Annotated in this window: 21 protein-coding genes; 14 read left to right on the top strand and 7 right to left on the bottom strand. The window is 46.5% G+C overall.

The window, feature by feature from the left end:
* The first annotated feature begins 73 nt into the window (after positions 1–73).
* The 12 genes from AEA42_RS01795 to AEA42_RS01740 all read left to right on the top strand — a co-directional run bounded on the left by AEA42_RS01795 (position 74) and on the right by AEA42_RS01740 (position 12,457).
* Entirely contained in the window at positions 74–1,036 is a 963-nt protein-coding gene (locus tag AEA42_RS01795; protein WP_055646782.1) for an alpha/beta fold hydrolase, read from the top strand.
* Complete coding sequence (oleC, locus tag AEA42_RS01790) at positions 1,036–2,892, top strand: olefin beta-lactone synthetase (RefSeq protein ID WP_055646781.1); 1,857 nt, start codon at positions 1,036–1,038, stop codon at positions 2,890–2,892. The genes AEA42_RS01795 and oleC overlap by 1 nt, the downstream gene beginning before the upstream one ends.
* A gap of 140 nt (positions 2,893–3,032) precedes the next feature.
* Positions 3,033–4,196 (top strand): 2-alkyl-3-oxoalkanoate reductase, encoded by a 1,164-nt coding sequence (gene oleD / locus AEA42_RS01785; protein ID WP_082389597.1) that lies wholly within the window; start codon positions 3,033–3,035, stop codon positions 4,194–4,196.
* Between the two features lie 72 nt (positions 4,197–4,268).
* Positions 4,269–4,508: a DUF3624 domain-containing protein gene (locus AEA42_RS01780; protein WP_047538531.1), complete on the top strand. Its 240-nt coding sequence runs from the start codon at positions 4,269–4,271 to the stop codon at positions 4,506–4,508.
* 443 nt (positions 4,509–4,951) lie between these two features.
* Positions 4,952–5,929 carry a TerC family protein gene (locus AEA42_RS01775; protein WP_037417025.1) on the top strand — a complete coding sequence of 326 codons (978 nt, stop codon included), beginning with the start codon at positions 4,952–4,954 and terminating at the stop codon, positions 5,927–5,929.
* 443 nt (positions 5,930–6,372) lie between these two features.
* A complete protein-coding gene (locus AEA42_RS01770; RefSeq protein WP_055646780.1) occupies positions 6,373–6,678 on the top strand; it encodes a hypothetical protein in 306 nt (101 codons plus the stop codon).
* 271 nt (positions 6,679–6,949) lie between these two features.
* A complete protein-coding gene (locus AEA42_RS01765; RefSeq protein ID WP_055646791.1) occupies positions 6,950–8,671 on the top strand; it encodes a phospho-sugar mutase in 1,722 nt (573 codons plus the stop codon).
* 154 nt (positions 8,672–8,825) lie between these two features.
* Positions 8,826–9,209, top strand: a complete 384-nt coding sequence (locus tag AEA42_RS01760) for a VOC family protein (protein ID WP_037417091.1) — start codon at positions 8,826–8,828, stop codon at positions 9,207–9,209.
* Between the two features lie 169 nt (positions 9,210–9,378).
* Complete coding sequence (locus AEA42_RS01755) at positions 9,379–9,828, top strand: GyrI-like domain-containing protein (RefSeq protein WP_055646779.1); 450 nt, start codon at positions 9,379–9,381, stop codon at positions 9,826–9,828.
* Between the two features lie 108 nt (positions 9,829–9,936).
* Entirely contained in the window at positions 9,937–10,623 is a 687-nt protein-coding gene (locus AEA42_RS01750; RefSeq protein ID WP_055646778.1) for a YafY family protein, read from the top strand.
* Positions 10,624–10,704: 81 nt separating this feature from the next.
* A complete protein-coding gene (locus tag AEA42_RS01745) occupies positions 10,705–11,628 on the top strand; it encodes a hypothetical protein (protein ID WP_055646777.1) in 924 nt (307 codons plus the stop codon).
* A 493-nt stretch (positions 11,629–12,121) separates the two neighbouring features.
* Complete coding sequence (locus tag AEA42_RS01740) at positions 12,122–12,457, top strand: hypothetical protein (protein WP_231640340.1); 336 nt, start codon at positions 12,122–12,124, stop codon at positions 12,455–12,457.
* A 196-nt stretch (positions 12,458–12,653) separates the two neighbouring features.
* Here the strand turns inward: AEA42_RS01740 and AEA42_RS01735 are convergent, their stop codons facing one another.
* From AEA42_RS01735 to AEA42_RS01715, 5 genes are all read right to left on the bottom strand, one after another.
* The gene (locus AEA42_RS01735) at positions 12,654–13,307 is read right to left on the bottom strand and encodes a Vat family streptogramin A O-acetyltransferase (protein ID WP_055646776.1); all 654 of its coding nucleotides are present in this window, start codon (positions 13,305–13,307) and stop codon (positions 12,654–12,656) included.
* Positions 13,308–13,414: 107 nt separating this feature from the next.
* Positions 13,415–14,308: a methylated-DNA--[protein]-cysteine S-methyltransferase gene (locus tag AEA42_RS01730; RefSeq protein ID WP_055646775.1), complete on the bottom strand. Its 894-nt coding sequence runs from the start codon at positions 14,306–14,308 to the stop codon at positions 13,415–13,417.
* A 13-nt stretch (positions 14,309–14,321) separates the two neighbouring features.
* A complete protein-coding gene (locus AEA42_RS01725; RefSeq protein ID WP_055646774.1) occupies positions 14,322–15,089 on the bottom strand; it encodes an SDR family oxidoreductase in 768 nt (255 codons plus the stop codon).
* Positions 15,090–15,230: 141 nt separating this feature from the next.
* On the bottom strand, positions 15,231–15,605 hold the full coding sequence (locus AEA42_RS01720; RefSeq protein ID WP_055646773.1) for a hypothetical protein: 375 nt from the start codon (positions 15,603–15,605) through the stop codon (positions 15,231–15,233).
* 62 nt (positions 15,606–15,667) lie between these two features.
* Positions 15,668–16,132 carry a hypothetical protein gene (locus tag AEA42_RS01715; RefSeq protein ID WP_055646772.1) on the bottom strand — a complete coding sequence of 155 codons (465 nt, stop codon included), beginning with the start codon at positions 16,130–16,132 and terminating at the stop codon, positions 15,668–15,670.
* Between the two features lie 282 nt (positions 16,133–16,414).
* Here AEA42_RS01715 and AEA42_RS01710 point away from each other — a divergent pair, with 282 nt between their 5' ends.
* Both AEA42_RS01710 and AEA42_RS01705 read left to right on the top strand, forming a co-directional pair.
* Positions 16,415–16,972, top strand: coding sequence for a hypothetical protein (locus AEA42_RS01710; RefSeq protein ID WP_037427900.1), 558 nt, complete (start codon positions 16,415–16,417; stop codon positions 16,970–16,972).
* 751 nt (positions 16,973–17,723) lie between these two features.
* Positions 17,724–18,164 carry a hypothetical protein gene (locus AEA42_RS01705; protein ID WP_037417125.1) on the top strand — a complete coding sequence of 147 codons (441 nt, stop codon included), beginning with the start codon at positions 17,724–17,726 and terminating at the stop codon, positions 18,162–18,164.
* Positions 18,165–18,527: 363 nt separating this feature from the next.
* Here the strand turns inward: AEA42_RS01705 and panP are convergent, their stop codons facing one another.
* Together panP and AEA42_RS01695 are read right to left on the bottom strand one after the other, a co-directional pair.
* The gene (gene panP, locus AEA42_RS01700; protein WP_011717571.1) at positions 18,528–20,177 is read right to left on the bottom strand and encodes a pyridoxal-dependent aspartate 1-decarboxylase PanP; all 1,650 of its coding nucleotides are present in this window, start codon (positions 20,175–20,177) and stop codon (positions 18,528–18,530) included.
* Between the two features lie 242 nt (positions 20,178–20,419).
* A complete protein-coding gene (locus AEA42_RS01695; protein ID WP_055646771.1) occupies positions 20,420–21,565 on the bottom strand; it encodes a glycerate kinase in 1,146 nt (381 codons plus the stop codon).
* Positions 21,566–21,615: the final 50 nt, after the last annotated feature.

Genomic DNA, 21,615 nt, shown 5'->3' with positions numbered 1-21,615 from the left:
AGCATAGGTAAAGGCGAATTTACCTGCACAGGCTACCAATACAAAATAATTAAAACAAAAGATAGGAAGCGTCATGTTAGACACTCTGTTGCCGTTTAAACGTCATTTTCTTAGCCGTAATGGCAACAAGCTGCATTACATCAATGAAGGCCAAGGTGAGCCTGTGGTCATGGTGCACGGTAATCCAAGTTGGAGTTTTTATTACCGTAATCTCGTGAGTGCCCTTAAGGATACTCACCAGTGTATCGTGCCCGACCATATTGGTTGTGGCTTGTCGGATAAGCCGGATGACAGTGGTTACGACTACACCCTTAAGAATCGCATTGACGATTTAGAGGCGCTGCTCGATAGCCTAAAGGTAAACGAAAACATTACTTTAGTCGTCCACGACTGGGGTGGCATGATCGGCATGGGCTATGCGGCGCGTTACCCTGAACGAATTAAACGTCTGGTGATTTTAAATACCGGCGCCTTCCATTTACCCGAAACTAAACCTTTACCGCTGGCGCTGTGGATTTGCCGAAATACGCTGCTTGGCACCGTATTAGTGCGTGGTTTTAATGCGTTTTCATCGATTGCCTCCTATGTTGGGGTAAAGCGTCAGCCGATGTCCAAGTACATCCGTGAGGCCTATGTCGCGCCGTTTAACTCCTGGGCAAATCGCATTTCGACCCTGCGTTTTGTGCAGGATATTCCGCTAAAACCGGGTGACAGAAACTATCAGCTAGTGTCGGATATCGCTTCTAGCCTGCCAAAGTTTGCCAAGGTGCCGACACTGATTTGCTGGGGTTTACAGGACTTTGTGTTCGATAAGCACTTTTTAGCCAAATGGCGCGAACATATGCCCCATGCACAGGTGCATGAATTTGCCGATTGTGGTCACTATATCCTCGAAGATGCGAGCGATGAGGTGATTACCCATATCAAACACTTTATGGCTGAGGCGCAAACGCCAGCGGCAGAAGTGCAGCACGTTGAAATGGTGCCGGTCACAGAGCCTGAGGCAGAGACTCAAGCGCCACAGGCCGCACATTAATGGCTAGAGTGGAGGATGCGCAGCTCGGCCATGGGACATCTACCGCCGAGCAAGCAAGCGATGCCAATATCTGTCGGCATTTAAAGCAAGCCGCCCATCACATTCCCCATCATCTTGCGGTTGCGGTGCAACAGGGCAAGGGTAAATCCCTTGCCAATCTGACTTACCAAGAATTCGATTTTATTAGCCTCGATAAACAAAGCGATGCCATCGCCTTCGCGCTCAATGCCCATGGGCTGACGCGGGGAATGAAGGCGGTGCTGATGGTCACACCGAGTCTGGATTTTTTTGCGTTAACGTTTGCGCTGTTTAAGGCGGGGATTATCCCCGTGCTGGTTGACCCGGGCATGGGCATTAAAAACCTTAAGCAATGTTTTATTGAAGCTCCGCCCGATGCCTTTATCGGTATCCCTAAAGCCCATATCGCCAGACGTTTATTAGGCTGGGGTAAGGCCAGCGTGCAGCATCTTATCAATGTGGATAGTAATCCAAGCGGACTTGCTGGCACGCTATCGCGCTTACTTACGGGCGCGCCAAGTCTAGCGTCGATACTCTTATCTACAGCTAAGTCGTCTACAACTAAATCATCAACAGCTAAGTCATCAACAGCTAAGTCGTCTGCGGCTAAATTGGCAGAACAGGGCGAGTACCCGATGGCGCTGCTTAGGCATGACGAGATGGCGGCGATTCTCTTTACCAGTGGCAGCACGGGGACGCCAAAAGGCGTTGTCTATAGTCACGGCATGTTTGAGGCGCAAATTCAGGCGCTAAAGCAGGATTATGGCATTGCACATGGCGAGCGTGATTTAGCGACATTTCCGCTATTTTCCCTCTTTGGTCCAGCGCTCGGTATGGCATCGATTGTGCCTGAGATGGATGCTAGTAAACCGATTACGGCCAATCCTGAATTTTTATTTGCCGCTATTGAGAAATACCAATGCAGCAATATCTTTGTCAATCCTGCCTTGCTTGAGCGTTTAGGCCGCGCCGGTGAGCAAACCGAGTCGAAGCGCCAACATAAACTCAGCAGTGTGAAACGCGTAATTTCCGCTGGCGCGCCCGCGACTATTGCCTCGATTGCACGCTTTAGCAAAATGCTCAGTGACGGCGTGCCTGTACTCAATTCCTATGGCGCTACCGAATCCTTACCCATCAGCATGATCGCCAGCGATGAGTTATTTACGACTACTCAGGTTACCGATAATGGTGGTGGGATTTGTGTCGGTCGCGCCATTGATGGTGTCAGCATCGCGATTATCGCCATCACTGAGGATAACATCCCTGAGTGGGATAATGGCCTGCGTCTTAACGCGGGGGAAATTGGCGAAATAGTGGTAACAGGCCCTATGGTGAGCCAATCCTATTATCGCCGCGAAACGGCAACGACGGCGGCTAAAATCTGGGACCGCGAGCGGCAAACCTTTAGGCACAGAATGGGCGACCTTGGCTATCTGGACGACAGCGGCCGGTTGTGGATGTGTGGCCGAAAAGCCCATAGAGTCGATGCCACCCAAGGTGGGCAGTTTGTTAAACGGTACTATTCCATTCCGAGTGAGCGTATTTTTAATACTCATCCGAATGTGAAGCGTTCGGCGTTAGTGGGGATCAAAGTGAAGGGGCAAGGCGGCGCGAGTGAGATTGAACCCCTCATCTGCATCGAGCTTGACCAATCTTTGGTATGCAATAAGAGTGCGCAGCTCTATCAAGAGCTGATGGCGATTGCCGAGCAGTATAGCCACACTCAGGGGATTAGACGTTTTCTCATTCATCCCGATTTCCCTGTGGATGTGCGCCACAATGCCAAAATATTTAGAGAAAAATTAGCCGTTTGGGCGCAATCGCAAACCAAAGGCTGATGTTCATTTAAGGGACTTTTAACCTTACTCGTCTAGATTTTCTGTTGCTTTTTAGTGGCATGGGGATGAAATATTATTCCATTGCATATAAGCGCTGAACTTAATACTGTAAACGACACTGTGTGTCTCGGAATAGCAAGATGACCGATAATTGTTCCATTTCTCTCGCCCCTACGGACTTAGAATGTACGCCGTCGCAACCAACAGGCCTAAACCAAGTGGGCGGTGACCAAGCATGTAGCAAACTGAGTCTCGATAAGCGTGAGCAAGTCGCGCTTTATGCCTTGGCTGCTAAGGTCAGCCATGCCTTTGTGACTGGTGCGGGGGGATTTTTGGGTAAGGCGATTTGCCTACGCTTACTTGCTGCTGGGATTAAGGTGACAGGGTTTGCCCGTGGCCATTACCCTGAACTTGAAGCTCTTGGCGTGACTATGGTTCAAGGGGATTTAGCCAATCCTGAGCAAGTCAAACAGGCGATGCAGGGCTGCGATATCGTGTTCCATGTGGCCTCAAAAGCGGGTGTATGGGGCGACAGGGACAGCTATTTTTGCCCTAATGTGAAGGGCGCCGCTAATGTGATTGCTGCTTGTAAAGCGCTTAAAATCAGTAAATTAGTTTATACCAGCACCCCTAGCGTGACCTTTGCCGGCGAGGATGAATCGGGTATTGATGAGTCGACGCCCTACGCCAGCCGCTTTTTAAATTATTATGCTCATTCCAAGGCGATAGCCGAGAAGATGATGCTCGATGCTAATCAAATCTCTTCAACTGCATCGGCGTATGCGCTAAAGACCGTCGCCCTGCGGCCGCATTTGATTTGGGGTCCTGGCGATCCCCACCTTGTGCCGCGGGTACTGGAACGTGGCCGTTTAGGAAAGTTAAAACTGGTTGGCTGTGAAGATAAACTGGTCGATACTATTTATATCGATAACGCCGCTTATGCCCACATTCTGGCGGCCGTTGAGCTTTGCCAAGTCTCGCCTAAGTGCCAAGGGAAAGCCTATTTTGTCAGTAACGACGAGCCTGTAACTATGGCCAAGATGCTGAACCTCATTCTAGCCTGTGATGGATTGCCGCCAGTGACCGCGCGCGTGCCACAGACACTGGCCTATGTGGTGGGCGCAGTGTTAGAAATGACATATCGACTGCTGAATAAACAAGAAGAGCCGATAATGACCCGCTTTGTTGCCAAACAGCTCTCCTGTAGCCATTACTTCGATATCAGCGCGGCAAAACAGGACTTTGGTTATCATGCCTTAGTGTCGATAGAAGAGGGTATGAGGCGCCTCAAGGCATCGCTCTAGTGCGGTATTTAGCACAGGACAAACTTGGTGATATCTTATGCCGTTACGGTAAGCTAATGGATTAAAACGTTAATGGCGTGCGACGATTGTAATACTTCGATTTTTCGGCAAAAGATTGGCCGCTGCAAACGCTGCATGTGGCAGTTGACGTTGCTGTCGCTTATCGGTTGGCCGTTGTGGTGGTATCTCTACAGTGACACTCCACGTGAGGTCAACTCCATCGCCTTACTGTTTTTCTGCTCAGCTTTTACTGGCCTGTTGTTACTGCATCTTGTGGTATTAGTCGTGCGTCGTCTGCTCGGTCGCGAATAGTTTTTTCGCTTCCCATCGAATCTCCTTTTTATCCTTTGTGGTGAGCGATCACACACGCCATTTACGCTATTTCAAGCGGCCATTCTTGCCCGCGGATTTTTCATTTTCGCTTAATACTCAAGTGTTAAACAGTGCGCTCAAACAGCTCGCTTTTCACACCGTTAGCGCAAACGCTATCGATTTGTGCTGGCTAAGGCGTGAGTAGTGATGATCCCGTGAGCGTTAGGACTAGGCTTAAATCTGATAAGAGTACGATAAATGCTCCGAAGATAGGGTCTAGTGCAACTAGTTGTTTTGGCTGTTTAGTATGGATTTAAACAAATTTTAATCTGCTATTTTAAACTTTTTACCCTGTTTCACTGTTTTTGGTGTCGCTAAGTATTAAGATCGAGCATAGCGATGTGGCCGAGAAAACTCGGTATTTTTAGGTTTTAGGGAGTGTTATGGAGTTTTTTACCACGCTATTTGTGGGTTACCCGATATGGGTTTGGTTAATGTTTTTTGGCTTTGTGTTGGCATTGTTAGCCTTCGACTTAGGCGTGCTACACAAAGAGCAACACGAAATTACCGTGGCAGAGAGTCTTAAGTTATCGGCCTTTTATATCTGTATGGGTCTGTTGTTCGGCGCTTGGTTATGGTGGTACAAGGGCTCCACCGCGGGGATGGAATACCTCACGGGTTACCTTATCGAAAAATCCTTGTCTATGGATAACGTCTTCGTTATCGCGCTTATTTTCAGTAGCTTAGGCATTCCCCGTCTGTATCAACACCGAGTGTTATTCTGGGGGATCATGGGCGTTATTGTGCTACGTGCCATTATGATTGGCTTAGGCGCGGCGCTGGTGGCGCAATACCAAGGCGTGTTGGTGTTATTCGGCCTGTTCTTGATTTTCACCGGTATTAAGATGCTCTTTTCCGATGATGAGCATGGTGATATCCAAGATAATAAGTTTTACAAATGGTTACGCTCTAAAATGCGTTTTACCCCAAGCCTTCATCAAGAGAAGTTTTGGGTAAGGGGAGAGGAGCATCAACTCAGCAAAGGCTGGTGGGCAACGCCTCTGTTTTTGGCGTTGATCTTAGTCGAAACCGCGGATCTGGTGTTTGCGGTGGACAGTATTCCGGCGATTTTTGCGATTACCCAAGATCCCTTTATCGTCTATACCTCTAATATCTTTGCGATTTTAGGTCTGCGGGCATTGTATTTCGCCCTCGCGGCCATGGTGCATCGTTTCGAGTACCTCAAGTATGCGCTATCGGTGGTATTGGTGTTTATCGGTGTAAAAGTCGGACTGGTGTACTTTAATCATGAAGGCATTGTGGACTTTAAAATCCCAACGGCCTTATCCCTTGGTGTCACCTTCGGCCTCTTGCTGGCGGGGGTATTATTCTCCCTGTGGAAGACGCGCGAGCAGAAGTAAGCTAATGTTTTTCTAACTAAAACTGGCGCCATAGTGCGCCAGTTTTTTATTCGGTCATCTCAAAGATAGGTTGTGATTGCCTGGGTTATTGACCGATGAAATAACTTCTATTTGCGGTTTTTAGGTTTGGTAAAAGTGTGCAAACTGTTCTATTTTTCGTATAGACAGTCGTTTGGCTCGGGCTTTCTTTCTACTTGGGTAATCGTTCGCCTTACAGCGCACTGAGCCAAATATAGATAGTCTGTTTTCATCAATTTTGCACTAATAACAATAAATTATTAGCACCATCAAATTTGTGGCTTAGCTCTTTATCTGCCGGAATGGGACGACAGTTTGGCTCATTCTGAGATGTTGGCCATTACGCCACGCCATCATTACAAATAATCGAACAGATGACCGCGAACCAGGCCGTTAATGCCGAGGATCGTACGAGGAGAAAGATCATGTCTATGGTGAGTGCGAAGGAATTTGCTCATTGGCTAAAGAAACGCTTCGAGGGTGTTGAAAAGGGCGTGAGTTTAACTCGAGAAGATATCAATCAGCTGACCGGACGCCAAAATTTTTCATTGGTGTTTGTCCATGATATTCACTACGAGTTGATGCGTTTTGGCATCGCCTTTGTGACAGACACGGGGCGCGATACATATTATCTTGTGCGGGTTTTCGATAAACCTTGGCGAAATCAATTGGAGCAGGACTCTGAAAAGGAGCTGTTCTCTAACGTAGTGTCGATTAATTTACTGCGTTAAGACGTCAATTCGTGGCATTTATCAGTGCAATTTTGCTTGAGGTGGTGAGTGCTTTCGAAGCACCTCGGCGCGCTGCTGCGCAAGCACGACAGCCCCTGTTACATGAGGATTAACAGGGTTAATAAATCGCGTCTTTACGTGACTTAACTTCTCCTAATTTCGTTACACTTTCTCTCTTTACACTTAAATCCGCCGCGAAAAGTGCAAATTTGCTTGTTCTTCGGCATGGATTTTCCTAAGGTAATTGAAAATGATTTTCACTGAGGCTCCTATGAATACTCATCTGCAATTACAGGTTAAGCATTGGCTCGAAAATGACCCCGATCCCCGCACTCAGGCACAACTGCAAGCCTTAATCGACACAGGCAATGACGCCGAACTCGAGGCACGTTTTGCTGGACGGTTAGAGTTTGGTACCGCCGGATTACGCGGTGTGGTGGGCGCAGGTCCTATGGGCATGAATCGCTTGGTTATCCGCCAAACGTCTGCAGGGCTTGGTGCCTATCTACTCGAACAAATTAAAGATGCCGCCGAGCGCGGGGTTGTGATTGGTTACGATGGCCGCCACGATTCACGCACTTTCGCCCATGATACCGCCAGTGTACTCACCGCGATGGGGATTAAAGTGCGCCTCACCGCCAAAGTGGCGCCAACGCCGCTGGTGGCCTTTGGGGTGAAACATTTTAATGCCGCTGCGGGCATTGTGGTGACTGCCAGCCATAACCCGCCACAATACAATGGCTACAAAGTGTATTGGGAAAACGGCGCGCAGATTATCCCGCCCCATGACTCAGGTATCGCCGCTAAGATTGAGCAGGCGGCAACCCAAGCAATTCCGTTTATGGATCAGGCTGATGCCATCAAGCACGGTAAATTGATTTGGCTTAATGACGATTATTACGAAACCTATCGCCGCGGCGTGATGCACGCTAATGTGCTGCAAAATCACACTGCGCCCGAAAAAGTTAGCCTTGCCTATACCGCTATGCATGGTGTGGGCGCTGAAATGGCTGAAACTGTGCTTAAGGATGCGGGTTTTACCCAAGTCTACTCGGTGGCGGCGCAGCGCGAACCCGATGGGGATTTCCCAACGGTTAATTTCCCGAATCCGGAAGAAAAGGGTGCGATGGATTTAGTCATTGCCGAAGCGAAAAAGCATGGTGCCATGCTTGCCTGCGCCAATGATCCCGATGCCGACAGATTTGCGGTAGCAGTACGTAAGGATGATGGCGAGTATCAAATGCTAACGGGTGACCAAGTGGGTGTGCTCTTTGGTCATTATCTGTTAAGCCATGCGAGCAAGGATCAACGTCTGGTGGGCACGACTATAGTGTCTTCTAGTTTGTTATCTAAAATCGCCAAAGGCTTTGGTGTTGAAAGCTATACCACGCTCACCGGTTTTAAGTGGCTGATGAATGTGGGGATTGCGCAGAGTCAGCCTGAAAATCAATTTCTGTTTGCCTACGAAGAGGCGCTGGGTTACACCGTCGGTAACATGGTGTGGGATAAGGACGGCCTGTCGGCCTTAGTCGCCTTCGCCCAATTAACCGCCGAGCTTGCCGCCAAAGGGCAAACTATTTGGGATAGACTCGAGCAGATATACCGCGAGCAGGGTTTCCATCTCAATGCTCAAGTTAGCATTGCCTTAAAACCCGATACTCCTAATATCGGCGCCTATCTGCGTGAACATCCGCCGCTGGCAATTGGTGAACATGCCGTGGTGTCGACCGATGATCTCAAGGCGTTAGAGCGCCGCTTTGCCGATGGCAAGGTTGAGAAAATCAATCTGCCCGCCAGTGATGTATTAACTTACCGCTTAGCCAATGGCGCGCGGGTGATAGTACGGCCATCGGGCACTGAGCCTAAAATCAAGTGTTACTACGAGGTGGTCGAGCCTATGACGGCGCAAGACACCTTGGCCACGGCGCAAGCGAGAGCGACTAAGGCGATGGAGGCGTTTATTTCAGCCCATCAGGCAAGCCTGCCTAAGTAATCCTGTTATCCTTCGTTAAATAAATTCACTTTCACTCAAAGGCTACTGACATGATGCTGTCAGTAGCCTTGTTTTATTCTTGTTGTCGTCCGCTGGTGATCCACATTTATAACGTGATGAATCATTGGCATTTTTCAACAAGGAGAAAGTGAAAATGTTATCAATTGCACCGTTAGTTTGGGGTGAAATTCCTGTCAGTGATATGGATCGTGCCATCGCTTTTTATCAACAACATTTCGGGGTTGAATTTAAGCGTGATGATATGGAAGACATGCAATACGCCACGATTGAAACAGAGGATGAAGGCGCACCAAGCATTGGCCTCGTTAAATGCAGCATGAGCAAACCGTCGATGGACGGTAGCACTGTATACTTGCATTTCAGCGCTCAATTGCAACCTTTAGTGGATAAACTCGTGGCCGCTAATGTGACTATGCTATTGCCTGTGACACCTATCAAGGATGGTGGTTGTGGCTATATCGCCCTGTTCGTGGATAGCGAAGGCAATAAGGTCGGCCTCTGGTCGCAAAACCAGTAATTGAAACCTTGCGGAGTCGTGCTTTGGCACGACTTTTTGCTCTCTGTTTTACATTGATATTTATAAGATATTGTTGGCTATCGGCGTCTGGCTATGCACCTAAAACAATAGATATTAAATGACAGGCCTTAATTAATAACCTTAAGTGATGGTGAAAGTGAACACGACAATGGAACTGGTTTATTTGGCGGCTCAACCTATGCTTGGGCTGAGTACGCGCACCAACAATAGCGCAGAACTGGCGGGCGAATGTGGCAAGATTGCAGCGCTATGGCAGGCTTTTTTTGAATCTTCACAGCTGACATCTATGCTCGATTCTCCCATGTATGGGGTTTACTACGACTATGAATCCGATATGACGGGAGACTATTCGGTTTTAGTGGGTAAAAGCGTCGAGTCTGTCAGCGAGACCGGCCCTTTTACGGCGTTGCAGCTGCGAGAAGGAAACTACCTTAAGTTCAGTGCGCAAGGGGAAATGCCCCACTGTGTGGTGGATCTTTGGGGACAGATTTGGCGCTACTTTACCGAGCCAGATTGCTCGCACCAGCGCTGCTACCAAACGGACTTTGAAGTCTATCTAAGTGCTGATAAAGTCGAGATTTATATTGGGATTGTGTAGTTTTAAACGATAAAGCAGGCAGATGCACTATCGCTTGGGCGGCTAAGCTTTAGCGGTTAAGATCCCAAGCTTTTGTAGCAAACCTAATTTGAGGTGTGATTACTGTCCATGCGCCGTGCCGACCGCCTATTTCAAATAGTGCAAATTCTTAAACATCGACGACTGACGACCGCCCAAGAGCTGGCGGATCGTTTAGAAGTCTCGACTCGCACGGTTTACCGCGATGTGCAGGATTTGTGTTTGAGCGGCATTCCCATTGAAGGGGAGGCGGGCGTGGGTTATCTACTGCGCCACGAAGTGAATGTGCCGCCACTGATGTTTAACGAGGCCGAATTAGAGGCGATTCAAGTTGGCATGCGTATGGTGCAAACATGGGGCGGCAAAGAGCTTGGCAGTGCAGCGCGCCAGGCGATGATAAAAGTGGAGGCCGTGCTACCTAAGCGTTTGCAAGCCTATCAATCCTTGATGTTCTCGCCGGATTTTTATCTAGATTCCAACGAGTTTCAGTTTCTCGATCCGCTCCGTAATGCGGCCCAGCGCCGTGAATACGTCAAACTATTCTATCAAGATGTGAATAAAACCCTGACAGAGCGCGAAGTGCGGCCGCTCGCCATCTATTTTTGGCGCGGCACTTGGACCTTGTTGACCTGGTGCGAATTACGCCAAGATTTTCGCAACTTTCGGGTCGATCGAATCACAGGATTATTAAGGCTTAACTGCCATTTTGAACCGACGCCGGGACAGGAGTTAGAGGATTATATTTGTCTGATGGATTCACAAAATGCACAAAAATAGTGCAGTCTATTACTCGCTGTTGATACGTTCTGCTAGAATCAAACGATAGGGACAGCTTTCATATATGTAGTGGGCATGTACATGATGATATTTAGGCATTTTAGTTTTTTAATTATGCTGGTTTATATTGGTACATGCTTTTTTCCTTCACAGTCATTCGCAACTGACGCTTTTATCATTAATACTCCTGAGTCCAATAATGATCATAGATATCAATATACCTATGATCTATTGGCATTGGTTATTGATGCAACTAAGGATGATTTTGGTGAGGCTACGCTAGAGATGTCTGGTGTTGTTATGAGTCGGAATCGAATCTTTAGGGAGTTATTAGAAGGTAAAAATATTAATGTAATGGCAGAAGCCTCTAATGCTACTTGGGATCAGCAGCTTATTCCCGTAAAAATACCAATCCGCAAAGGGATCCAAGGATTTAGACTATTTATTATCAAGAAAGATAATTTACCACTGATGGCGAATGTAAAGACTTTAGCAGAGTTAATGGCATTAGATACGGGCTCGGGTAGTCAATGGTCGACTAAAGTTGCCATGCAAAAAGCAGGATTCAATGTGATAGAGAGCACTCAATATGATAATTTATTCAATATGTTATCTGTTGGGCGTTTTGTTACATTTGGTCGGGGAGTTAATGAAATCTTTCAGGAAGTGGAGCAATTTAATAAAAAATATCCCGATTTAATCGTAGACGATAATATTTTACTTTATATTCCATTAGCTACCTATTATTACGTATCTCCAAGTCAACCTCATTTAGCAAAAAGAATACAAGTCGGCCTACAGCGAATTATTGAAAATGGCCAGTTTGATACATTTTTTTACCAAAGACACTGTGATCTTTTATTAAAAAGCAATATTAATCGCAGGATCGTTTTTAAGATTAATAATCCACTGGTTTCTGAGGCGGAAATGACATCTATTGTTGGCAAGGACTTCTTAATCAATCCAAGTAGTGACTTTTCGGCGTTATGTGAGAAGTACCATTAATCCCATATTTAATGGGAATATTAAGTTTTTTATTGTAAAAAAGTTAAATGGTTGTTAGCTGAACTGTGTGTGCTATTGATGGTTTTCATTCTTTAAAGAGGATTGGATTCTGTAACCAGATTAATACTGTTAACTGTATAGCATATAAAAATTTTTCTTTATCCTCATTGCTAGCTATTGCTGTTTTGTTGGAGCATCATTATGCTAATTTCTGTTGTATTTTCACTGATTTGCATTATGAAGTAGTTGCTAGAGGAAATGATACGTAAGATGTCGAGACAGTTGTTGAGCTCCTCGACGCTGCATTTGCAGTGATTTGTCTGTGAGCAACCAATCGATCCTCTTAAATAGCAGGAACCAGGTCGTGTCTGTTGGGATATCGATAGCGCTATTTAGGGGGCAATCGTTGTTACTACAATCATTGGCAATTGCTAATGAAGATGGTTAAACAGTAATCGTAAGTCGTATTAATGAAAAACGCTGCGGAGGCGCTATGTTGAAAATTAGTTCTAACTTATTGATGTGTTTGGTGTTGTTTGCTTGTAGTTCTATGCCGAAAGATTGGTCTGGAATGTCCGCCGATGAAATATCTGCTTGGAAGTCGGCAGGTTTTAGTTCTGAAGTTGCTCAAAAGTGGCATCTTAGTGGATTTGATGCAGCGCAAGCGTCTGACTGGAACAAGGCTGGATTTAATCTAAAGGATGCGATGGCGTGGGGAGCACAGAAATTTGCCCCAGAAGAAGCTAAAAATTGGCGCGATTCAGGCTTTGACTTAGACGATGCTATTGAGAGTCGTAATAAAGGTTTGACCCCAATTAAACGTAATTAATCGTCTAATCTTACTGCAAAAATGGACGCATTATTTTGCGTCCATTTTTTAGCCCAATATCCTAATCAGGATGATTACTTGTTTATCATTGGGTTTACGGGAGTTAAGCGCTAGCTATACTGCCAACAGTTATTCCTTTGATATCGGCAAAGGTTTCACCTTTTCACTTGGAACTCGTTTTGTGGGTGTCGCTTGTTTAATCTGCCAGCTGCAACTTAGTGAGTTCTGCGCCAGCGATAGCGCTTAAGTGCTGCGTGATTTTCTCAATCGGCCAATCCCACCATGCAATAGCAACGAGCTTATCTATCACAGTTTGCTCGAATCTTAGCTTAATAATGGTGGCAGGATTACCACCCACAACAGCATAGGGCGGTACATCTTTTGTGACGACAGATTGGCTCGCGATAATCGCGCCATGGCCAATCTTCACCCCAGGCATGATTGTGGCGTTATAACCAATCCAAACATCGTGACCGACACAGGTATCACCCTTAAAAGGAAAGTCTTCTGGCTTAGGTGTTGCCTTCTCCCAGCCGTTACCGAAGATATAAAAGGGATAAGTGGAAAAGCCCGACACTTGGTGATTGGCGCCATTCATAATGAATTTAACGTCCCGTGCAATGGCACAAAATTTACCGATAATCAGCTTATCGCCAATAAAGTCAAAGTGATAAAGCACATTTGACTCGAAACGTTCTGGCCCCGCAGGGTCGTCATAATAGGTGTAATCGCCGACGATAATGTTGTCACGGCTAATAAAGTTCTTCAGAAACCCCACCTGAGGGAATCCTTTTAAGGGGGATTTGTCATTCGGGTTAGGTCCAAGTTGGGATTGGGAATGCGTCGGCATGTTTGCCTCCCTGATGATTTAATGGTTAAGAATTGGGTCGTCGCGCAGTTAAAAGTAGAGCGCAGTTAATAACAGAAAAGCTCAGTTATACCTGCTGGTGGATCTTTTTACTCACAATAGGCCGCTTCCCTTGCCAATATGGCATGTTTACGGGTTTCACCCCAGCGATAGCCGCCAAGTTCACCACTTTGACGTAGCACTCTATGGCAGGGGATAAGTAATGCCACCGGATTGGCGCCAATCGCGGTGCCGACCGCGCGTGAGGCCTTAGGCTTACCAATGGCCTTGGCAATATCTCCGTAGGAGGCGACTTCTCCCTTAGGTAAATTCAGTAGGGCGCGCCACACATTAAGCTGAAAATTAGTGCCTTTTACCCAGAGTGAGAGCGGGGCAGGCTCGCCTTGGTGAATTGCCTGAGTATTGGGCGCTGTTAAATTCAGCGCTGCGGCACTCGAGCCCGCAAAGTACTGGCTAAAAAGGTGATCAATTAAGCTTGCTGTTTGCGCTGTGTCCTCATAAATGGTGGCCTGACTCCAGCTCTGCTTTAAACGTTCTAATGGCAATTGAATTTGCTGCATATCGACAAAATCAAACTGGCAAATGCCCCGGGCCGTTTGGGCGATAAAGGCCAACCCGAATGGCGTAGGATGATAGCCATAGGCAATGCTGATCCCTAAACCTTTTTGTCGGTATTCGAAGGGGGTGACCGCCTCGAGTTGCACAAAATGATCGTATAAGCGCGAGCCACTGCTCAGGCCTAACTCATAACTGGCACTCAAGGTCGAGTGGGACGGCTGCTGCAATAACTGTTTTGCCCGCTCTAGGGTTAAGGCCTGCAAGTAACGTTTGGGAGTGATCCCCGCCCAGCGACTAAAGAGCCGCTGGAAATGGAATTCACTTAAATGGACGTGCGCCGCAATCTCCGCCAGTGAGGGTTGATGACCCACATGCTGACGAATAAAGTCAATGGCACGCGCAATTCGCTCGTAATCTTGGGTCATCGTTATCCATTCCTTAGGTTTTACAGATGGACACACCACCATCGACCAATAAGGCTATCCCTGTGGTAAAACTGGCCGCATCGGAGGCGAGATATAGCGCCGATTGGGCAATTTCCGCGGGATCAGCGAGGCGCTTGAGGGCATGGAGATTCTTCACAAAGGCCATGGCCTCTGGAGTATTAGCAAACTCCCGCCCCATGGGTGTATCAGTGCCGCCAGGCAATAGCGCATTGACCCTAATGCCGCGCGCGCCGTATTCAACGGCCAAGGATTGGGTTAAGCCAATCATCCCCGCTTTACTCGCCGCATAGGCCGCCGTTTGCGGAAAGCCTATGGTATAGCCAACAAAGGAGGATGTAAAAATAATCGACCCTGCGCCACGTTTAAGCATTTGTGGCAATTGGTATTTTGCCGCTAAAAATGCACTGGTAAGGTTGGTTGTTAGGGTGTTTTCCCATTCGGCACGGCTAAGCGCATCCGAATCTACGCCTAACTCACCATTAATACCGGCATTATTAAAGGCGATATCCAATCCACCATACTGCTCAACGGCAAGTGCCACTAAATCACTGGCATACACCTCGTCGGTCACATCGCCCGCCAGATAAACCGCTTCACCGCCTTGAGTGATGATCTCATCCACCAATGAGGCCAATATGGCGCCGCGGCGCGCCCCCAGTACCAGTTTTGCGCCTTCACGGGCAAAGCGTTTTGCGGTGGCATAACCAATTCCCGAACTTGCCCCAGTAATGATTGCGACCTTTCCCTGTAACACTGCCATAGATATGTCTCCATTGATTGCCTCGGCCAATATGCGCCGATAGAGACATAGTGAAGGGTTAGGGCAGGTTACTCGACCCGAATCTTGCGCTTTTACACTCGGCGCTAAAGTCGTGGAAGTTGGGCGGATTGTCACTGAGTTTTAGACAACGCCAGCAGCATAAATCAGTAGCAAAGACAGCGGGGCGGAAACAACACCGATTAAGCGAAATTGATTCTTAAACGCTTGGGCTGACCATAGGGCAAATTTACGATGTTTACTCGGCGGCGTGCATGCCAAGCCTATTCCAACGCAGAGTAAGACAATGCCTATCGCAAAAAAGAGCGCTGGAAATCGGGTATCGGCGCAATATTGGATAAAAATCACACCCGCAATAATACGGCTAACCACTTCAACAATATGGAAGTAGGGCTGTTCGCTAAATGCAATGATACCGTTAGCAAACACCGCAGGTTTAAAGACCATTACAAGGCTAAAGAACAGCATCAATAGGCCAAAAGCCGCAATAAAATACATCGTCATTCCTTGTATTGGTTCTTATCTATTTGGCATGGGAAGCGTGAGTGGCTGCGCTTTATCTATTTTAACTTGAGTCGTAATTGTTCTATTTGCCTATCGATAGACGCAACCTGTGTATCAGCTTGCTGCGCTACCGCCGACATTTCTTGTGCCAAGCTTTGCTCCCAAGTCGCACCGGCAAGATTGTTATTGGCGTAACTTCTATCGTTTCTCAGCGCGACAATACGTTTATCCCTTTGGTCGATAATGAGTTTTCGGTCGTTCTCTAGTTTAGTGATTTCACGGCTAATACGTTGTTTATCAATAAAATCGGTTATTTCTTGTTTTTTATCCGAGTGAGTAACAGCGTTTGCATGGGCAATATCAGGGCCTTTAACCACGCTACCGATGCCGCTGAGATCTACGGGTTGGCTATTTTCATCACAGGGATCGGCCTGATATTTTCCGTCGGCACATTGGTATACGGCGGCATTGGCCGAAAAAGGCAAGATAAGTGTCACTAGCAATAATGATTTTCTGTCCATAGAACACCCCATTGTCGATTTTGGCTAGATTACTCTGTCGTGGTGTAAAAACCAACAGCGAGGTCATGGGGTTTCACCCCACAGCCTAATGCCGTTAAGCCGTTGGTATGGCAGATGGTCTGTTACTTACAATTAGGACATGCCAAGAATTTAACAATGGGTGTTTTGTTAAATTTTTTCTTAGAGCTAACTTAATAACTAATTGCTTGAACGTAAGTTGAAAGCACATTATGTTATTGTTTTGAAAAGGGTTGCTCGATTTTCTGTAAAAAAGGATAAACAGTGAAAATTATTCCCACGGTACCGAAAAAATCTAAATTAATGAGCTGGTTGAAGCAGTTACCAATTTCTTTGCAACTAATATTAATCATATCTTTATTCTATCTGACTTGGCACTTTAGATACTTTGTTAGCGGTGTTAATGAATCTGAACTTGTAAAAGTAGAAGGTATTCTTTACTCGATTGAATGTAAGAATAAAATTGCAGGGGCGGATAGTATTATTTTGTATACATCCTTTCCTGAACGAGAGGTATGGTTTAGTGGTTGGCAAAAGTGCAAAAATTTATCTAGAGCATTAAATGAGTTACGTTTTCCCGAAAAAGTAATCTATTATACCAAGAGGTATAATGGTGTTTTTAGCCAAAATAGTGAAGGAGCTTTATGGATTTATGCCGTTGATCTTGCGAGCACGAACGAGCCATTAATTTATCCCGTAAATGGATTAGGTGTTAATTACGAGCCGAATATTTGGTGCTTGGTGTTTCTCTTCATAGCACTATCTCTAATTGAGTCATTAAGAGAGCGTTGGTCGGATTACAGAAAATTAAAAATGAGTTAAGTAACCATTAATGACATACAAACGGAGATATATAAACTAAAAAAGTGGGTGAAAATATTGACTCCCAACTTTAATAGCGTGGCAGTGAACCTCCGGCTATACCTTGGTTAAACATTGAATAAGAGGTTTGTATGCCGCGCACTCTCAAGGGGAGAAATTCTACTCCTTAATATCCTCCCATAGTTACTCTTTTACTGCATAATTCCTATGGGAAGTGGTGAACAATGCAGCACTGTTATCATAGTATTTGTCCTAAATATACAACAGATTAAGCCGTAATTTGTTTAGGCGAATTCTATTACGGGCATGACCTTCAATAATATGGATGTATTCGAGAACCACCATGGATGGCTTTACGGCGTGTCACACAAGCTGCTGAATTTGGCGTATTCGCTATTTGAGCATATGAACCTAATCGTCATCGACTGGAAAATAGTAGGAAAAAGAGTGAGGCTACCTTCATCTTCCACGCTGGCCATTTGTTGTATTGGGAGTTGCACGTTTGAAATATACTATTTTTAATGACTTGGAGCTTTTTTATGTCTTTGATTTAAAATGTATAGCTGGATTTATTACCTCCTTGTGTTTTTTATTACTTTGGTTAAAGCAATTTATGCCATACGGGTTGTAGGTAAACTGAAAGTGCATTATGGTATGAGATAAAATGGTTGGCTAAATTTTTAATACCTAGCTAAGGATTTCGTATCTAAAAATATAGCCAAGATTAATTTGCCATAAAGGAGAATTGTTGATGCATTACTTAAATAATCAAATTGGATACCCTTTTATTATAATTTATTTCGTTGTATTGCTGTCTGTTTTTATAGTCAATAAAATTTTTCTGCAAGACTTTAAAGGTGAAAACGATTTTATTATTTTAATAGTAATATTGAGTATCATACTATTGATGACCTTTAAGTTGAGGGTGAGTATCGAAGATAAAAAGCTTACGCTAAGCTACGGAATTGGTTTATTTAAAAAGAGATTTGATCTTTCAGATGTTGCCAATGTGTCTATGGTAAAAAATAAATGGTATTGTGGTTGGGGTATGCGAATTTCATCTGAAGGAGCAATATATAATATATCCGGTTTCGAAGGTGTTAAAATTGACTTCCGTTCAGGCGTTTCAATTGTGGTTGGAACTAATAAACCATTAGAACTATATCAAGCACTTAAAACGTTTACCTCTTAATGTATCCTGCGAGTGAAAAGCACTATCGTTAAAGAACTCTTCATTGTTTAGCCCTAACATAGGCGAGTTTTCACTAAGAGGCTGTTCATAATTCTGTGTCAGGTTAATTCGATTGCTGACGTGACCTTCGATGATATGGATATCATCGCAGAGCCGCCATGGATGGCTTTACGGCGTGTCACGGAAGCAATGGAATTCGGCGTGTCCGTGACGAGATCAGAAGTGCTTTGAAAAGCCTTATATTTTTAACCTAACCTTCTTTCATCCCAGCTCTGCAAACAAAAACAGCCGCAAATATTTGCGGCTGTTTGTGATTAACACTCTGTATTTGAGTGAGATTTAAAGCTTGCACTAAATCACTCGCTATTCATTGGCCATAGCTAATAGTGCAGGTAAGAACTCTTTATCCAATGCGGCAATTTCGCCTTGCTCGATAAGCACTCGATTAAGGATCTCATGGCTAGTCAAAGGATTAGCTAATACGACGCGAAACACCACTGTGGGTTGTCTAAAGTAGCGCGCGGGTTGAATGCGGGTACGGGAGACAAAGGATTTGCCCTGTTCGCGTTGATGTTTTTGAATAAATTGGGTTAGGCCATCGAGCAGCTCATTAAAGCGAGCGAGTTTCACCTTATCGCCTTGGTCTATCGCCACTTGCATGGCGGCCTGCACCTCCGCGGGTACATAACGATAGGTGAGCAGGCACAGCTCTGGCGCGGTGACTAGCTCAAAGTCAGGGTGTGCGTCGATTTGTTCGGCAAAATAACGGGCTTTTTCAAGGCTGTTGTTGATCAGGATTTCGTAACCATCGCGGCCAATAATCTGCAAACAGGCATGCACTAACATGGCCATGCCGGGGCGTGAGCCTTCGAGCGTTTGGCTGCCTAAATCCTTAGAGCCTCGGCGCAGGATATATTCGGCGTGGTGGGCAATGGCATGGGCAAACTCAGGATTTTTAAACAGCACCATACCCGCGCCCATGGGGACATACATTTGCTTATGAGCATCGATGGTGACTGAGTCTGCCAGTTCAATACCATCGAGTAAGTGACGGTATTTATTGGATAATAAGCTTGCGCCGCCCCAAGCCGCATCTACATGGAAGTGGCAGTTTAACTCACTTGCTAAGGCGGCAAGTTCGCGCAGTGGGTCGATATTGCCCGTCTCGGTTGTGCCTGCTACCCCAACAATCGCCATGACTTTGATGCGTTTATTCGCCAGTTCGGCGGCAACTTCGCGCATTTTGGCAACGTCGACTTTGTTATTGCCATCGGTTGGGATGCTGATGATATTGTCGCGACCGATACCGAGCAGATCGACGGCCTTACCTAAGGAGTAGTGGCCGCGCTCGGAGACCAGAATTGCTAAATCATCGAAGCCATAGTGGCGCAGCGCCTTGATTAAGCCTTCGCGGGTCACGCCTTTAAAGTCGCCATCGGCCTTGAGTAATTGGTTGCGGGCAATCCACAGGGCGGTGATGTTAGCCACTGTGCCGCCGGAGCAAAATGCGCCGAGGGAATGGTTGGCACTGTGCATCCAATTACGATAAAAATCATCATCTTGAGCGTAAATCAAATGGTGCATCATGCCGAGCACTTGACGCTCAAGCGGCGTAAAGGCTTTGGAGGTTTCAATTTTGACCAAGTTTTGATTCAGCCCCACCATCATCTTCGACAGTGGTAACACGAAATAGGGCAGCGCCGAGGTCATATGGCCGATAAAACTGGGCGCCGCCGTATGCACCGAATGTGCCACCAGATTTTGCATGATTTCGTCGGTATAGTCGGAGACAAAACGTGGCTGGCTTGGAATTTCAAAGGCTTGAAAATCGGTTTCGATTTCGGAGAGCGGCTTTTCCAGCGCGGCAATGCTGTCACCCAAAAAGCCGGCTAAGTCCTCGGAAAGCTTCTGCTCGATGATGCTTAAGGTGGATTCCGCATCTTCGGGCACAGTGAAAATTCGCATCAAACTGTCTTCGGATGCGATGGCTTGGCGAGGGAGTTTTTGGGTCATGGGGCTTGCCGTCTATTAATTCTTATAGTGAAACCGCAAAGGTGATTAAGAGTATAACCAAATACATGGCGCTTAAACCCGTTTACGGATTACCAAAAAGGGAGCTCACTTTACTGCAAGGCCTTTTAGGCATCAAGCACTAAAATACCGCTTAAGTCAGTGCTTGGGTTACAGAATAAACAAAGGCGCTATGAATAGCGCCTTGGGTGTATGTCGTGAGCTATCACAACACTAAGGTAAAGTTAGCGCTTGCCCAGCATCAAGACGGCGCCAATATTACGGGCAGTATTGGTCAGATTGGTTTTGGCATTCGCCAGTACATCGTCCAGTGGACTTAAGTGTGGAATGATGGGGAAAATCGCCGCCATACCTTGCTCAAGCACGGCATTGGCATTGTCGCCAAGACAACCCGCAACCCCGATAGTCGGAATATTTTGCAGCTGCGCTTGCTTTAAGACGCCCATCGGGGTTTTGCCAAAGATGGTCTGGCCATCGATTCGGCCTTCGCCCGTGATAACAAGATCCGCGCCGCGAATTTTGTCTGCTAGTCCTACTGTTTGCATCACAATCTCAACTCCGGGTTTAAGCTCGGCGCCTAAAAAGGCCATAACGCCAAGTCCCATTCCGCCTGCTGCGCCCGCGCCAGCTTGGTTGCGGTGATCGGTGACACCACTTTGGGCGATCACATCGGCATAGTGACTTAGTGCAGCATCTAAGGTGCTCACCATCTCGGATGTTGCGCCTTTTTGCGGACCAAATATGGCAGAAGCGCCACGCTCGCCACACAGCGGATTATCGACATCGCAGGCCACTTCAAAGGTGCATTCTTTCAGTAGCGGATGGGCGTTGCTCATATCGATACTGGCAAGCTGAGATAGCGCTGCGCCGCCCGCACTTAAGGTTTTACCTTGTTTATCCAGCAGTAAAATATCCAGCGCTTGGGCCATACCTGCGCCGCCATCATTGGTTGCGCTGCCGCCCAAGCCTAAAATAATGTGTTTTATCCCGCGATTGAGCGCATCACAAATCAGCTCGCCCGTACCATAACTGGTGGTGATCAGCGGGTTACGCTGATCCCTTGGTACATGGTGTAAACCCGAGGCGGAGGCCATTTCAATCACCGCAATCGTGCCTTTGGCTTGCTGGCCTAAAATGCCGTAATGGGCTTTGACTTTATGGCCGAGTGGCCCCATGACCTCTAAATTGACAATGCTGCCGCCAGTGGCATCGACCATAGATTGCACTGTGCCTTCGCCGCCATCGGCGACGGGGATTTTGACAATCTCACAGTCTGGGATCACTTGTGTTAAGCCTTGTTCGATTGCGTTAGCCACATCGAGTGCGCTTAAGCTCTCTTTAAAAGAATCGGGGGCAATAACTATCTTCATTCAAAATCCTACAGCTTTTTGGGCGCTTGGTTGCGCCCAAGGACAAGATA

It is taken from the genome of Shewanella sp. Sh95 (genome assembly GCF_001308045.1).
Classification (GTDB): Bacteria; Pseudomonadota; Gammaproteobacteria; order Enterobacterales; family Shewanellaceae; genus Shewanella; species Shewanella xiamenensis.
This window is presented reverse-complemented; position numbering and strand designations above follow the sequence as displayed.

Coding starts and splice junctions, on each gene's coding strand:
- AEA42_RS01795 (WP_055646782.1), top strand. CDS start 74: ATGTTAGACACTCTGTTGCCGTTTAAACGTCATTTTCTTAGCCGTAAT.
- oleC (WP_055646781.1), top strand. CDS start 1,036: ATGGCTAGAGTGGAGGATGCGCAGCTCGGCCATGGGACATCTACCGCC.
- oleD (WP_082389597.1), top strand. CDS start 3,033: ATGACCGATAATTGTTCCATTTCTCTCGCCCCTACGGACTTAGAATGT.
- AEA42_RS01780 (WP_047538531.1), top strand. CDS start 4,269: ATGGCGTGCGACGATTGTAATACTTCGATTTTTCGGCAAAAGATTGGC.
- AEA42_RS01775 (WP_037417025.1), top strand. CDS start 4,952: ATGGAGTTTTTTACCACGCTATTTGTGGGTTACCCGATATGGGTTTGG.
- AEA42_RS01770 (WP_055646780.1), top strand. CDS start 6,373: ATGTCTATGGTGAGTGCGAAGGAATTTGCTCATTGGCTAAAGAAACGC.
- AEA42_RS01765 (WP_055646791.1), top strand. CDS start 6,950: ATGAATACTCATCTGCAATTACAGGTTAAGCATTGGCTCGAAAATGAC.
- AEA42_RS01760 (WP_037417091.1), top strand. CDS start 8,826: ATGTTATCAATTGCACCGTTAGTTTGGGGTGAAATTCCTGTCAGTGAT.
- AEA42_RS01755 (WP_055646779.1), top strand. CDS start 9,379: ATGGAACTGGTTTATTTGGCGGCTCAACCTATGCTTGGGCTGAGTACG.
- AEA42_RS01750 (WP_055646778.1), top strand. CDS start 9,937: ATGCGCCGTGCCGACCGCCTATTTCAAATAGTGCAAATTCTTAAACAT.
- AEA42_RS01745 (WP_055646777.1), top strand. CDS start 10,705: ATGATGATATTTAGGCATTTTAGTTTTTTAATTATGCTGGTTTATATT.
- AEA42_RS01740 (WP_231640340.1), top strand. CDS start 12,122: ATGTTGAAAATTAGTTCTAACTTATTGATGTGTTTGGTGTTGTTTGCT.
- AEA42_RS01735 (WP_055646776.1), bottom strand. CDS start 13,307: ATGCCGACGCATTCCCAATCCCAACTTGGACCTAACCCGAATGACAAA.
- AEA42_RS01730 (WP_055646775.1), bottom strand. CDS start 14,308: ATGACCCAAGATTACGAGCGAATTGCGCGTGCCATTGACTTTATTCGT.
- AEA42_RS01725 (WP_055646774.1), bottom strand. CDS start 15,089: ATGGCAGTGTTACAGGGAAAGGTCGCAATCATTACTGGGGCAAGTTCG.
- AEA42_RS01720 (WP_055646773.1), bottom strand. CDS start 15,605: ATGTATTTTATTGCGGCTTTTGGCCTATTGATGCTGTTCTTTAGCCTT.
- AEA42_RS01715 (WP_055646772.1), bottom strand. CDS start 16,132: ATGGACAGAAAATCATTATTGCTAGTGACACTTATCTTGCCTTTTTCG.
- AEA42_RS01705 (WP_037417125.1), top strand. CDS start 17,724: ATGCATTACTTAAATAATCAAATTGGATACCCTTTTATTATAATTTAT.
- panP (WP_011717571.1), bottom strand. CDS start 20,177: ATGACCCAAAAACTCCCTCGCCAAGCCATCGCATCCGAAGACAGTTTG.
- AEA42_RS01695 (WP_055646771.1), bottom strand. CDS start 21,565: ATGAAGATAGTTATTGCCCCCGATTCTTTTAAAGAGAGCTTAAGCGCA.